9 protein-coding genes are annotated in these 12688 nt (G+C 71.1%); 8 read left to right on the forward strand and 1 reads right to left on the reverse strand.

Going from position 1 to position 12688, the window contains the following annotated elements; genetic code table 11:
- Positions 1-365: 365 nt before the first annotated feature.
- The 8 genes from ACFC96_RS10285 (at position 366) to rph (ending at position 11156) form a co-directional block, all read left to right on the forward strand.
- Positions 366-1871 (forward strand): PHB depolymerase family esterase, encoded by a 1506-nt coding sequence (locus ACFC96_RS10285; RefSeq protein ID WP_376611374.1) that lies wholly within the window; start codon positions 366-368, stop codon positions 1869-1871.
- A gap of 433 nt (positions 1872-2304) precedes the next feature.
- Positions 2305-3087: an MHYT domain-containing protein gene (locus ACFC96_RS10290; RefSeq protein ID WP_376611376.1), complete on the forward strand. Its 783-nt coding sequence runs from the start codon at positions 2305-2307 to the stop codon at positions 3085-3087.
- 134 nt (positions 3088-3221) lie between these two features.
- Complete coding sequence (locus ACFC96_RS10295) at positions 3222-5660, forward strand: nitrate- and nitrite sensing domain-containing protein (protein WP_376611378.1); 2439 nt, start codon at positions 3222-3224, stop codon at positions 5658-5660.
- Positions 5657-6130 (forward strand): roadblock/LC7 domain-containing protein, encoded by a 474-nt coding sequence (locus ACFC96_RS10300; RefSeq protein ID WP_376261320.1) that lies wholly within the window; start codon positions 5657-5659, stop codon positions 6128-6130. Before ACFC96_RS10295 ends, ACFC96_RS10300 begins: the two co-directional genes overlap by 4 nt.
- A complete protein-coding gene (locus tag ACFC96_RS10305; RefSeq protein ID WP_340459240.1) occupies positions 6127-6567 on the forward strand; it encodes a DUF742 domain-containing protein in 441 nt (146 codons plus the stop codon). Before ACFC96_RS10300 ends, ACFC96_RS10305 begins: the two co-directional genes overlap by 4 nt.
- Entirely contained in the window at positions 6548-7147 is a 600-nt protein-coding gene (locus ACFC96_RS10310; RefSeq protein WP_376611380.1) for an ATP/GTP-binding protein, read from the forward strand. Before ACFC96_RS10305 ends, ACFC96_RS10310 begins: the two co-directional genes overlap by 20 nt.
- Positions 7148-7478: 331 nt before the next feature.
- Positions 7479-8114, forward strand: coding sequence for a LysE family transporter (locus tag ACFC96_RS10315; protein ID WP_376611381.1), 636 nt, complete (start codon positions 7479-7481; stop codon positions 8112-8114).
- A gap of 447 nt (positions 8115-8561) precedes the next feature.
- On the forward strand, positions 8562-11156 hold the full coding sequence (rph, locus tag ACFC96_RS10320; protein ID WP_376611383.1) for a rifamycin-inactivating phosphotransferase: 2595 nt from the start codon (positions 8562-8564) through the stop codon (positions 11154-11156).
- A 92-nt stretch (positions 11157-11248) separates the two neighbouring features.
- On the opposite strand, the gene ACFC96_RS10325 is transcribed toward rph, so the two are convergent.
- The gene (locus ACFC96_RS10325; protein ID WP_376611385.1) at positions 11249-12436 is read right to left on the reverse strand and encodes a hypothetical protein; all 1188 of its coding nucleotides are present in this window, start codon (positions 12434-12436) and stop codon (positions 11249-11251) included.
- Positions 12437-12688: the final 252 nt, after the last annotated feature.

Below are 12688 nucleotides of genomic sequence, written 5' to 3' on the forward strand. Positions count from 1 at the left end.
CAGGCTCCACCCACACATCCCGGATCCGCGCAGCGGACGACAAAGCCCCTCACGAACTGTCGGTGAACTGTGCGTGTGCGACGTGGAGTTGCGCACTCGCCGGGGTGCAGAAGCGCCGGCCGTCACAGCAGCGGCGTGAGACAGGCACCAGGCACACCATCCGCCGTCGTGGCCCTTCCGTGAGGCGCAACGGTGACGGCCCACAGCCCACACCTCTTGGAGGTGGGGCGCGTCACCATTACTGACGCCGACCGGCCGGACGTAACTTCCCTGTAACTCCTGGGGCACGTAACGCTGTCCGGTGCCGGGCGGCCAGGGCCGGGGGTTGTCCGTCCCCCCGTCCCTCGCGATCACCTGGTGGCACGATGCATCCTGCTTCCCCCCACTCCTCGCGGCGCGGCTTCCGACGCGTGCTGCGGCCTGCCGACCGCGGACGGCGGTCGCGCTCCGCGTCCGCGGTCGCGCTGGTGCTGTCCGCGGTCGCCCTGATCCTCGGGCTGCTGTCCCCGGCGCCCGCGCAGGCCGCCTCCCTGCAGGAGGTGACGGGCTTCGGCTCCAACCCCGGCAGCCTGCAGATGTTCCGCTATGTTCCCGACGGGTTGCCGTCCGGGCGCCCCCTCGTGGTCGCCATGCACGGCTGCACCCAGTCGGCTTCGGCGTTCGACGACGAGACCGGCTGGACCAAGTGGGCCGATGCCTGGGGCTTCGCGCTGGTGCTGCCCCAGCAGAAGAGCGCCAACAACGCCAACTCGTGCTTCAACTGGTTCCAGTCGTCCGACTTCTCGCGCGGTCAGGGCGAGGCCTTGTCCATCAAGCAGATGGTCGACAAGACGGCGGCCGACTACGGGACCGATCCCTCACGTGTCTACGTCACCGGCCTGTCCGCGGGCGGGGCGATGACCGCGGTCATGGCGGCCTCCTACCCGGACGTCTTCTCCGGCGCGGCGGTGGCCGCCGGCCTTCCCTTCGACTGCGCCCGTTCCGTCACCGACGCTCTGAGCTGTATGAACCCCGGCAGCAACCTCACCCCGCAGCAGTGGGGCGACAAAGTGCGCGCGGCCGACCCCGGCTACAGCGGCCCCTACCCGACGGTGGCGGTGTGGCAGGGCTCCCAGGACACCACGGTCGCGCCGATGAACATGACCGAGCTCGTGGAGCAGTGGACCAACGTCCACGGCACCGACACCACGGCCGACGTGAGCGACACGGTGCAGGGTTTCCCGCACAAGGTCTACCAGGACGCTTCGGGCCGCGCCGTCGTCGAGTCGTACAGCATCACGGGCATGTCCCACGGCCAGCCGGTCGACCCCGGCGCCGGGGCCACCCAGTGCGGCACGGCCAGCCAGTACCTGCCGGACATGAACATCTGTGCCTCGTACTGGATCGGACACTCCTGGGGTCTCGACGCCACCGACGGCGGCGGCTCCCTGCCCGCCCCGTCCGGGCTCACCGTCACCGCCACGACCGACACCTCGGCCTCCCTGTCCTGGAACGCCGTCGACGGTGCGGCCGCCTACCGTGTCTACCGCGGCGGCACCCAGGTCGGCTCGCCTTCCTCGACGTCGTTCACCGACACAGGGCTCGCCCCCGGCACGACGTACAGCTACACCGTGGCCGCCGTGGACGGTTCCGGGGCCGTAGGCGCGTCCTCCACCGGGGCACAGGCGACCACGACCGGTGCCACCCACCACTGCTACACCGACAACAACTACAACCAGGTCGCCGCCGGACGTGCCCACCAGAGCCTCGGCTACGTCTATGCCAACGGCTCCAACCAGAACATGGGCCTGTACAACCTCTACGTCACCCACACCCTGGAAGAGACCTCGCCCGGCAGCTTCGTGATCGCCGATTCCGGCTGTCCGTCCTGACGTACCATCCGCTGAGGCGGCTTCACCTTCACCGGGTGAGGCCGCCGCCGTGCGTCATCGTTTGTCCTGTGATGGGGGGCGAATTGCGGCGTGCTGGGCAGGCACGCGACTCCGGTCGCCCTCCGCACCAGCCGAGTCGGCCGCTCCCGGCTCCAGCGCCACCGGCCCCGCCTGCAGTTGAACGGGTATGTCCTGGACGTCCGGACCTGGGTGTCTCGTCCAGGGTGTCTGAAGAGCTTCGGTGTGCGACGTGACAAGAGTCGCACCGATGTGAGCGAGGAGTGAAGGGCCGATGCCCGAAAGGCCGTTGAACCAGGGCCTTACCGCCCAGTAACCCGCCTGCGGGCGAATTCCGCGGCCCATGGACAGAGATCCACTGCGTGCTAGCGTCCCGGTCGCCGGGGGGCCGACACAGAACAGTGAGAGGAAACCCGTGGGTCACATGCATCACATGGCCGGAGGCTGGGCGACGCCGGTCCTGTCGTATGTCATGGCAGTCGTCGGATCCGCGCTGGGGTTGCGCTGCACCGTGCGTGCCGTGACAACCGGGGGACGCTCCAAGAGGAACTGGCTGGTCAGCGCGTCGATCGCGATCGGTGCCGGAATCTGGACCATGCACTTCATCGCGATGCTCGGCTACACCGTCGACGGCACCGCGATCCGCTACGACATCCCGCTCACCCTTCTCAGCCTGCTGGTCGCCATCGCCGTCGTCGGCGCCGGAGTCTTCACCGCCGGATACGGCACGTCCCGCGTGCGCTGCATCCTGTTCGGTGGCGTCGGCACCGGACTCGGGGTGGCCGCGATGCACTACATCGGCATGGCCGCCGTACAGCTCAACGGCACGATCTCGTACGACCCGGCTGTCGTCACGGCTTCCGTCGCCATCGCGATCGCCGCGGCCTCCGCGGCGCTGTGGGCCGCGCTCTCCGTGCGGGGTCCCGCCGTCGCCGCCGTCGCCGCCCTCGTGATGGGACTCGCGGTGAGCAGCATGCACTACACCGGCATGGCCGCGGTCACCGTGGACGTGCACGCGAGCAGCGCACCTCTGCCGGGCGCGAGCGCCACCGCGTTCATCCTGCCGCTCGCCGTGGTCCTCGGTTCCTTCCTCTTCCTCACCTGCGCCTTCGTGGCCCTGTCCCCGACGGCGCAGGAGCGCGCCGAGGGCGAGGCCGCGGCCCGACCGCTGCACGAGGTCGAGCTTCCGGTCGCCTGACCCGGACTCCCCGAGCAGCCCTCCGCGTCACCGCGGCGCACGTCCCGCCTCGCGCCTTCGCCGCCGCCGTTCCCCGGGCCGAACGCCACCGCGCGCGCCCTCAACACTCCTGCACCGCCAAGGAGATCCCTGTCATGCCCGCACGCTTTCCGCTGCCCGAACGGTGGCGCCCCAAGTCGATCCGAGCGAAGGTCGTCACCCTGCTGACGGTGCCGGTCCTCTCCCTGATGGCCCTGTGGGGGCACGCCGCCGTCACCACCGCGTCGCAGGTCTCGTCCACCGAGCAGCTGCGGCAGATCAACTCGGCCCTGGTGAAACCGGTCGCGGACTTCACCACCGCGGTCCAGGACGAGCGTGCCGCCGCCCTGAAATACCGGGCCGCTCCCGGCCCGTCCGCCCGCCGCGCCTTCGACGCCGCCCGGTCCCGCACGGACAGGGCCGTCACGGCCCTGCGCGCGGGCATCCGCTCCAGCAGCACCGATCTCGCGGCCCTCGACAGCCAGCTGCCCGACCGGATCAGCGCTCTGCTCAAGAGCGCGGGGTCCCTCCCCGCGCAGCGCGGGACGCATCACGACTCCGCCGCTGTGTTCTCCGGCTACGGCACGGCCGTCGACCGGGCCTTCGTCGTGCGCGCGGGGCTGGCGGCCGCGGACCGCCCCGACCGCGCCTCCCACACCCGCACCGTCCTCGAACTGGCCCGTGCGCGCGAGGCGTTGAGCCGCCAGGACGCCGTGCTCGGAGCCGCGCAGGCGCGCGGCACCATGTCGGCCGCCCAGTACCGCGTGTTCATCGGCGACGTCGCCCAGCAGCGCGGGCTCACCAAGGCCGCGGTGCCCGACCTCCGGGCCGAGGGCGCCGCACGCTACCGCGCCGTCCTCGCGTCCCGCAGCGCCACCGCACTCGCCGCCGCTCAGGACGCCGTCCTCGACGCCGGTCAGGGAGGGGCCGTCTCCGCCGTACCGGCAGGGGAGTGGCACACCGACGTGGGACACACCCTGGCCGGACTCGCCGCGGCGGAGCGGGCCGCCATCGACACGGGTGCCGACACGAAGCCGTACTCCCTTGCGACCCTGGGCAGCTCGGGCCTCGCCGTCGCCCTCGGCCTGCTCGGTGTCGTCGTCTCGCTGCTGCTCTCCGTACGCATCGGGCGCGGCCTCGTCGACGACCTCACGGGACTGCGGAACTCCGCTCTGGAACTCGCCGCCACCCGGCTGCCCGCCGCGATCCGCCGCATCCACAGTGGTGACGACCTCGACCTCGAAGCCGAGGCCCCGCTCGCCCGCACCCCCATCCGGGACGAGATCGGCCAGGTCGGCGCCGCGCTGACCACCGTGCAGCGAGCCGCGCTGCGGGCCGTCGCGGGACGCGCCGCCGTCCTCACCGGAGTCTCCGGCGTCTACGTCAGCCTCGCCCGCCGCAGCCAGGTGCTGCTCCACCGCCAGTTGGAGCTCCTCGACGCCATGGAACGCCGCACCGAGAACCCCTCGGACCTGGAAGACCTGTTCCGTCTGGACCACTTGACGACCAGGATGCGCCGCCACGCCGAGTCCCTGCTCATCCTGTCCGGCTCCGCTCCCGGCCGTGCCTGGCGCAACCCCGTCCCGCTGATCGACGCCGTACGGGCGGGCATCGCGGAGACAGCCGACATGGACCGCGTCCAGCTGCACGACATACCCGACCTGCGTCTGGCCGGCACGGCGGTGGCCGACCTGATCCACCTGATCGCCGAACTCACGGAGAACGCCGCCGCGTTCTCCCCGCCGCACACCCCCGTGGTGGTGCGCGGCGAGGAGGTCGGGGCCGGTGCCGTCCTGGAGATCGAGGACCGCGGCCTCGGTATGGGAGACGAGGCGCTCGCCGCGGCCAACGAGAAGATCCGGGCCACGGACATCGACCTCCTCGACTCACGCCGGCTCGGCCTGTTCGTGGTCAACCGCCTCGCCGAGCGCCAGCAGGTGGACGTCACCCTGCGCCGCTCCGTCTACGGCGGTGTGACCGCCGTCGTCTTCGTTCCGCAGCAGCTCCTGGAGGCACCGCACCCGGGCCTGCGGCCCCTGCCGGAGCCGCCGGCGCTGGAGTCCGGTCACGAACCGGCCCCTGCTCCGTTCGCCGTTCCCGTGCCGGCATCGCAGCACCCCGAACAGCAACCGGTGCCCCGACCGGAGGGTGAGCCCGAGCCGCCGCTCGTCCGCACCACCCCCCGCCAAGAGCCCACTCATGCCCGCCACGCGGCCCCCCGGTCGGCGCCACCCTTGCCCGCCCGCTCGACGGAAGCCCCCTCGGGCCCCGACTCCGACGACGGTCTGCCGCGCCGGGTGCGCCAGGCCAGCCTCGCCCCCGAACTGCGCGACGACGAGAACACGAGCACTGCTTCACGTCCGGACCAGGCCCCGGCCGTCCGGTCCCCGGAGGCCGCGCGCGCCACGATGGCATCCCTGCGCTCCGGCCGGCGCCGCGCGTCCGCGGCTCAGGGCGAGCCGGGCACACCGCCCGGCCCCGCAGGCACGTCCGGCGCCTCGCATGCCGCGCCCCACCCCCATCACGCGACCGAAGAAGGATCCCGCAACCGATGACCCCGACCTTCGACGTCACGAACCTGGGTGACCACGCAGACGACCACGGCACGGGCGGCGCGGGCGGTGTCGACTGGCTCCTCGACGACCTCGTCGAGCGTGTCGCGGAGGTCCGGTCCGTGGTCATGCTCTCCACCGACGGCCTGTGCGTCGGAGCCTCCCGCGGCCTGGGGCGTGACGACTCCGAGCGGTTCGCCGCCATCGCCTCCGGTTTCCACTCCCTCGCCAAGGGCGCGGGCCGTCACTTCGACGCGGGCGGCGTCGTCCAGACGATGGTCGAGCTCCACGGCGGTTTCCTCTTCGTGGTCGCCGCGGGCGACGGGTCCTGCATCGCGGTGTTCACCGACGGGCACGCCGACATCGGCCTCGTGGCGTACGAGATGGCTCTGCTGGTCGAGCGCGTGCGGGAGCACCTCGCCGTACCCGTGCGGACGGACGGCGCCCCGACGCCGGACGGCGGGACGCCGTGACCGACCTGCCACCCGGCCGCCGCCGGCCGACGCCCGAGGCGTCCGACCGGGACCCCGACCCCTGGGCCGACCGCTACGACGACGAGGCCGGCCCGCTGGTCCGCCTGTACGCGATGACGGCGGGCCGCGCGCGCACGGACAACGGAGCGGAACGCCTCGACCTGATGGCGATCGTCCGCGCCACGTCCGCCACCCCGCGCGGCCCGATCCCGCCCGAGCAGCGCCGCCTGCTGGCGCAGTGCGCCCAAGGGCCGTGCCCCGTAGCGGACTTGGCGTCGGACTCGGGCCTGCCGCTCGGCGTCGTACGCGTCCTGCTCGGCGACCTCACCGCCCAGGGGCTGATCCGCATCACCCCGCCCGAGACCACCGCCGCCGGGAAAGAACCTCCCTCCGCCCACCTCCTGCGAGAAGTGATCGATGGCCTCCGTGCACTCTGACCGCGCCGCGCACGCGGCGCCCGCCGACTTCACCGCTCTCAAGCTCCTGATCGCCGGCGGCTTCGGCGTGGGGAAGACGACGCTGGTGGAGTCGGTCAGCGAGATCCGCCCGCTGCTCACCGAGGAACCCCTCACCGAGGCCTCACGCCCGGTGGACAGCCTGGAGGGGGTGGCCACGAAGACCACGACGACGGTCGCCATGGACTTCGGCCGCATCACCCTGCGCGACACCCTGGCCCTCTACCTCTTCGGCACCCCGGGCCAGGACCGCTTCTGGTTCGTCTGGGACGAGTTGGCCACGGGCTGCCTGGGCGCGGTCGTCCTCGCCGACACCCGGCGTCTCGCGGACTGCTTCCCCGCCATCGACTACTTCGAGAGCCGCGGCATTCCCTTCATCGTCGCCGTGAACTGCTTCGACGGCATCCGGACGCACAGCCAAGGCGCGGTGGCGCGCGCCCTCGACCTGACCACCACCGACACCCCGGTGATGCTGTGCGACGTGCGTGACCGGGAGTCCGGCAAGGAGGTCCTGATCTCCCTGCTCGAGCACGTCCTGGCCCTGGAGTCGACCACCGACTGACCATTGGTGCGAGGCACTTGCCCACGTGCCTCGCGCATCCCGAGGAGCAAGCATTTGCAGGGCGCGGCCGTGGCACTCGAAAGTATCGTCCGGCCTTCCGTGACCTGCGCCTTCGGCCGAGGTCTTCCGCCCACCGAAACCTCCTCACTCGGCGGGCAAGGATTCTCGGGCGGGACCGAGGACGGGGAATTGAGTTGCACGGGAGGGGGCGCGACTCGCAGTATCCGTTCATGACCGCAATCGACGCTTCTCTGCCGCCGGCTCCCTCCGCTCGACGCGGGCGGGTTCAGCAGCAGCCCCAGCGAACGCGGAGGCCGATTCCCGTGCGGTCGTGATCGCCGCGCTCGTCGCGGGGCTCCTTGCCGGTTATGGCATCGCCATGCCGGTAGGAGCTGTCGCGACATATCTGGTGGCTCTCACCGCGCGGACGGCATGGAAGATCGGCGCTTGTGCCGCACTCGGGGTCGCCACCGCAGACGGCCTGTACGCCCTGATCGCGGAGGTCGGGGGTTCAGCGCTCGCCCACACGATCCAGCCGGTACTGCTGCCGTTGCGCTGGGCATCGGCGTTGGTGCTCGTCGCCCTCGCGGCCCGGAGCGGTGCCGCGGCGGTGAGGAAGTACCGCAGACGCCACGCGCCCTCCCCGGCGGACGAGGGGGTGCCGGTCAGCGCGGCCCGCGCCTATCTGGGGCTCTGTGGGATCACGATGATGAACCCACTGACAGTGATCTACTTCGTGGCGCTGGTCCTGGGCGGCCAAGCCTCGTCGGCTCCGAGCCACCTTGAGCAAGCCGTGTTCGTCCTTGCCGCCTTCGCCGCGTCCGCCAGCTGGCAACTGCTCCTCGCCGGTGGCGGTGCACTGCTCGGCAGAGCCCTGACCGGTGTTCGCGGGCAGCTCGTCACCGCCCTGGCGTCCAGCTTTCTGATCACGATCCTTGCGTTCCGCCTCCTGGCCTCATCGACCTGATGCGGAGCCAAGAGCTGCCCTGAGCCGCGATGTCCACGAGGCGGCGACCGCGAGCAAAGACAAAGGCAGGGAGGTCACTCTCCCCGCCACTCTCAACGTATAGCGCACTGGGGGGCTTGCGGCAAGGCCCTGGTGGTGGCGCACAATCGTCGGCCGAGGTCACAACCTGGGGAAAGAGGAGCACGGCGTGCGTGTGGTGTCGACGTATGGGGGACGCGGTGACGTCGAATCAGTGGTGGGCGTGGCAGTGCGGCCGCCGGCGCTCAGGACGGTGGTAGGGGGGTGCGCGCCGCTCGCCCGGGCGGGGCTGTCGGCCGACGTGTCAGAGGGAGGGCGGCCCGGGACGAGAACGCCCCTGACAAGAGATTCGACGGAGTGGGAGGTGCCGGTCACCCGACCGGCCACCGCAGCGCAACGCAGCACGGCTGCCTCGGAGGTTACGCAGTGATGGAGCAGTACGTGTTGGATCTTCAAGACATCGACGGGACGCAGGTCGCGGTCGTCGGCGGCAAGGGCGCGCACCTGGGCGCGCTGTCGAGGATCGAAGGCATCCGCGTGCCGGGTGGCTTCTGCGTGACGACGGAGGCATTCCGGCGGATCATGGCGGAAACGCCGTCCATCGACGATCAGCTCGACCGGTTGTCGCGCCTGAACCCCGACGACCGGGAGGCGATCCGCACGCTCAGTGCGCAGATCCGCCGGACCATCGAAGCGGTCGCCGTGCCGGGCGATCTCGCGGCGGCGATCACCCGCGCGCTCGCCCGGCACGGCGAGCAGGCCGCCTACGCCGTCCGGTCCAGCGCGACGGCGGAGGACCTGCCGACGGCCTCCTTCGCCGGCCAGCAGGACACGTACCTGAACGTCGTGGGGCCGACGGCGATTCTCCAGCACGTCAGCCGGTGCTGGGCCTCGCTGTTCACCGAGCGGGCCGTGGCCTACCGCCGGCGGAACGGCATCGACCACCGTACGGTCCACATGGCCGTGGTGGTACAGCGGATGGTCTTCCCGCACGCGTCCGGCATCCTGTTCACGGCCGACCCCGTCACGGGCAACCGGAGGGTCGCCACCGTGGACGCCGGCTTCGGCCTCGGCGAGGCCCTGGTCTCCGGCCTGGTGAACCCGGACGTCTTCAAGGTGCGGGACGGCGAAGTCGTGGACAAGGCGATCGCCGCCAAGCAGCGTGCCGTGCACGCCCTGCCGGCCGGCGGGACGCAGGAAGTGGCCATCGAGGCGCAGCGGCAGGGACAGCCGGCGCTGACGAATGCGCAGGCCGTGCGGCTGGTGCGGCTCGGGCGGCGGATCGAAGCGCACTTCGGCCGTCCGCAGGACATCGAATGGTGCCTGGTCGATGACGGCTTCCAGATCGTGCAGAGCCGGCCGATCACGACGCTGTTCCCCATTCCACAGGCGGACGACCAGGAGAACCACGTCTACGTCTCCGTCGGGCATGGGCAGATGATGACCGACCCCATGAAGCCCCTGGGATTCTCCATGTGGCAGCTGACGGCGATGGTGCCGATGCACGAGGCGGGCGGGAGGCTGTTCGTCGACGTCACCCGGCGCCTGGCCGCGCCCGCGAGCCGCGCCGGCCTCCTGGAGGCCATGGGGAAGGGCGATCCGCTGATCCGGCACGCTCTGGAGACCGTCCTCGACCGCGACGGTTTCGTCCCGTCGCTCCCGGACGCGGGCCCCGGCGGCAGGTCGGCGGGCGCCGCGCCCGCCCCGATCGAGACCGATCCGGCCGTCGTCGCCGAGCTCATCGAGCGCAGCCGCGCGTCCGTCGCCGCTCTGGAGGGCGACATCCGCACGAAGACCGGACCGGCCCTGTTCGACTTCCTGCTGGAGGCCTTCGAGGAGCACAAGCGGGTGCTCAGTGATCCGCTGAGCATTCAGGCGATCATGGCGGGGATGGAGGCCACGTGGTGGCTCAACGACACGCTGCAGGAGTGGCTCGGCGAGAAGAACGTGGCTGACACGCTGACGCTGTCCGCCCCCGACAACATCACGTCGGAGATGGGCCTGGCGCTGCTCGACGTCGCGGACGTGATCCGCCCGCAGCCGGAGGTGGTGGCGTTCCTGCAGGGCGTCGACGGCGATGACTTCCTTGACGACCTGGCGAAGCTCGCGGGCGGGACCGAGGCGCGCGACGCGATCGAGGCCTACCTCGACCGGTACGGCATGCGCTGCGTCGGCGAGATCGACATCACGAGGCCACGCTGGCGCGAGCGCCCCGGCACGCTGGTGCCCGTGATCCTCGACAACGTCAGGAACTTCGAGCCGGGCGCCGCCGGGAGGCGCTTCGAGCAAGGCCGGCAGAAGGCGCAGCAGAAGGAAGAGGACGTGCTGTCGCGCTTGCGCGCCCTGTCGGACGGGGAGCGGAAGGCCGACGAGGTCAAGGGGATGATCGACCGGGTCAGAACCTTCATCGGGTACCGCGAGTACCCCAAGTACGGCATCATCAGCCGCTACTTCGTCTACAAGCAGGCCCTGCTGGCGGAGGCCGAGCGTCTGGTGCAGGCCGACGTGCTTCCTGAGAAGGAGGACGCCTTCTACCTCACCTTCCAGGAACTCCGTGACATGGTGCGCTCGCACCAGAGGGACGACCAGCTCATCCAGCAGCGCAAGGAGGCGTTCCGGTCCTACCACGCGCTCACGCCGCCCCGGGTGCTCACCTCGGACGGTGAGGCCCTCACCGGGGCGTACCGGCGTGACGACGTACCGGCCGGTGCCCTGGTCGGCGTACCGGTTTCCGCCGGGACCGTCGAGGGGAGGGCCCGCGTCATTCTCGACATGGCGGAGGCCGATCTCGAAGCGGGCGACATCCTGGTCACGGCGTTCACGGACCCCAGTTGGTCGCCGCTGTTCGTCGGGATCGCGGGCCTGGTGACGGAGGTGGGCGGCCTGATGACGCATGGCGCGGTGATCGCCCGGGAGTACGGCTTGCCGGCCGTCGTGGGCGTGGAGCAGGCCACCCGGCTGATCAGGGACGGGCAGCGGATCCGCGTGCACGGAACCGACGGGTACGTCGAGATCCTTGATTGACGGGCGATCACCTACCGGACAGCGCCCGACAACGGCCCTGGTGAAGCCCGACGCCGACGTCCGCCGGCGTCAGGTGGTCGAGGAGGTGGAGGTCAGCCGCCCCGTTTCAGGCGTACGACGACGGGGGCGCCGAAGGGGTCACCTGACTGGTTGACCTGGACGTGTCCGGCACCGAGCCACTCGCCGGTGTCGGGCACCCGGTGGATCTCCTCGAGCCACAGTGACTGGCTCGATGCTTTGCGGGCTCCGGTGGACAGGGGGAGACGGTGGCGCTGGATCTTCACGCATGTGCCGTCGTCCGTGAGGTACCAATTGCCGTCCAGGAAAAGGCCCTTGTCGTCCTGGGCGACCGGCGTGCGCTGAGCGCAACCGCCCGGCGCGGGCTCCTGCTCGACCCACGTGGAGCCGTCCCGGCGCAGCCTGAGGAACTGGTCCGCGGGTTCGTCGTCGACCTCGCCGTGGTTGAAGGTGTTGATGCCGTACGCGCGGATCTCACCGCCGTCGAGGACGAAGACCTGACTGAGGACCGCACCGGGTTCCGGTGGGACGGGGTCGTCGAAGTGGGCCTGCGGGGTGTCCACCGGTTTCCAGGACGTACCGTCCCAGTGCATCGAGGCGGGCTGGCTGTAGCCCTCGCCGGTGCCCATGTCGGTGCCTGGACCCGTGGAGCGGCTGCCGACCGCCCAGACGTCGGCCGGTCCGGCGATCGCCAGGTCGGCGGCTCCGTAGGGGAGGCGGCCAGCGGTCCAGCGGGTGCCGTTCCAGTGGTGGGCGGTCTGCTCGCCGGCGTCGAGCGTCCAGATGTCGTCCGGGCCCGTGGCCTCGAAGTCATCGGCACTGCCGGGCGGAGGGCTCGGCACCGACGACCAGCGCGTCCCGTCCCACTGGGCCCAGCGGTTCACGCCGGACGCGCCGTCAGCGGTGTGAGGCCGCAGCCACAGCGTCTTCGTACCGATCTCTTCGAGGGCGGGCGGGTAGAGGCTGGACCCGAGGGCTTCGGGCAGGGGCTCGCGTTTCCACCGCGTACCGTCGTAGTGCAGGAGGTGGGCACTGGACTCACCGTCGTTCTCGGTGGCCACCGCCCAGACGTCGTCTTCGGCCAGGGCGGCGACATCGGTGATCTTCCCGCTGAAGTCCGCGATGTGCTCGAACTCCCAGGTGAGGGAGCCGGCAGAAGTCTTCGGCGGGGCGTCTTCGTCGCGGGAGTCCGCCGTGCCCCCGGAGCCCGCGGCGCAACCCGCGCCGGTGAGCAGGGTGGCCAGCACGGTGACGGTCACCATGCCTCTGCCTCTGCCTCTGCCTCTGTGCCTGATGTCTGGCGCTCTGCGCATATCGCACCTCTCCTCGCTCCCCCCGGAGCGGTTCTCCAGCAGGATCCTCCAACGCCGCGCGGACTTTCTCGCCCAGCCAGGACCTCTCGTGGCCGCCCGCCACCGCACGAGACCGGACTCCGGCCATTCGTCGGTGGCTGTCGGAATCCCTTCCTGCCTCGGACGGACAACAGAAAGCTGCACTTGAAGACGGTCGTACCT

Source organism: Streptomyces sp. NPDC055955, from assembly GCF_042270245.1.
GTDB lineage: Bacteria > Actinomycetota > Actinomycetes > Streptomycetales > Streptomycetaceae > Streptomyces.

What these genes read in the sequence shown, in the direction of transcription:
- ACFC96_RS10285 (WP_376611374.1), top strand. Translation starts at nt 366, where the DNA reads ATGCATCCTGCTTCCCCCCACTCCTCGCGGCGCGGCTTCCGACGCGTG.
- ACFC96_RS10295 (WP_376611378.1), top strand. Translation starts at nt 3,222, where the DNA reads ATGCCCGCACGCTTTCCGCTGCCCGAACGGTGGCGCCCCAAGTCGATC.
- ACFC96_RS10300 (WP_376261320.1), top strand. Translation starts at nt 5,657, where the DNA reads ATGACCCCGACCTTCGACGTCACGAACCTGGGTGACCACGCAGACGAC.
- ACFC96_RS10310 (WP_376611380.1), top strand. Translation starts at nt 6,548, where the DNA reads ATGGCCTCCGTGCACTCTGACCGCGCCGCGCACGCGGCGCCCGCCGAC.
- rph (WP_376611383.1), top strand. Translation starts at nt 8,562, where the DNA reads ATGGAGCAGTACGTGTTGGATCTTCAAGACATCGACGGGACGCAGGTC.
- ACFC96_RS10325 (WP_376611385.1), bottom strand. Translation starts at nt 12,436, where the DNA reads ATGGTGACCGTCACCGTGCTGGCCACCCTGCTCACCGGCGCGGGTTGC.